Annotated in this window: 1 protein-coding gene; it reads right to left on the bottom strand. The window is 38.0% G+C overall.

Features of this window, described 5'->3' with window-relative positions; translation table 11 throughout:
- Positions 1–560: FIDD domain-containing protein (locus tag HM984_RS17520; protein ID WP_503328577.1), on the bottom strand; the 560-nt coding region annotated here is incomplete at both ends.

Genomic DNA, 560 nt, shown 5'->3' with positions numbered 1-560 from the left:
GCTACATTTGGTTCTCCATTAGTGATTTCTACGGTACGTTGTGTTAAATCGAATTCTACAAAACCATCATTATCATCATCACAAACTTCTATTGGTGTTGGGTCTGATTCTGGTGACGGAATTGGATCCACACGTAAGGTTACAGTCACCGTATTATAACAACCTGTGACATCATTTTCGGCTCTTACAAAAATAGTCTGTGCATTGCTTGTGTTTATATATGGACTTACTATTGGGTTTGTTGCATTGTCTGCATCTAATTGCGTCTCATAGTAGCTTAAGCTAATACCTGTTTGACCATTTAAAATCTCTTCATTAGCCGCTTCTAAGGTAAAGCCTTCTTGCTCATCACCTGGATTATTAACATCACACAACTCTAAGGGTGCTGGTGTTACTAACACTGGTAATGGGTTGACGATTAATTCTAAACTTGTGATTTTATAACAGCCTTCTACCGTTGTATTATCCTCTACACGTATCCAAATGATTTGATTAAAATCGTCTGTATTGGTATAAGCGAGTGGATTGTTTATAGGGTTGTTCGCTGCTTCAGCATTCGC

The sequence above is a fragment of the Winogradskyella pacifica genome (assembly GCF_013403915.1).
In the GTDB taxonomy this organism is placed as follows: domain Bacteria; phylum Bacteroidota; class Bacteroidia; order Flavobacteriales; family Flavobacteriaceae; genus Winogradskyella; species Winogradskyella pacifica.
This window is presented reverse-complemented; position numbering and strand designations above follow the sequence as displayed.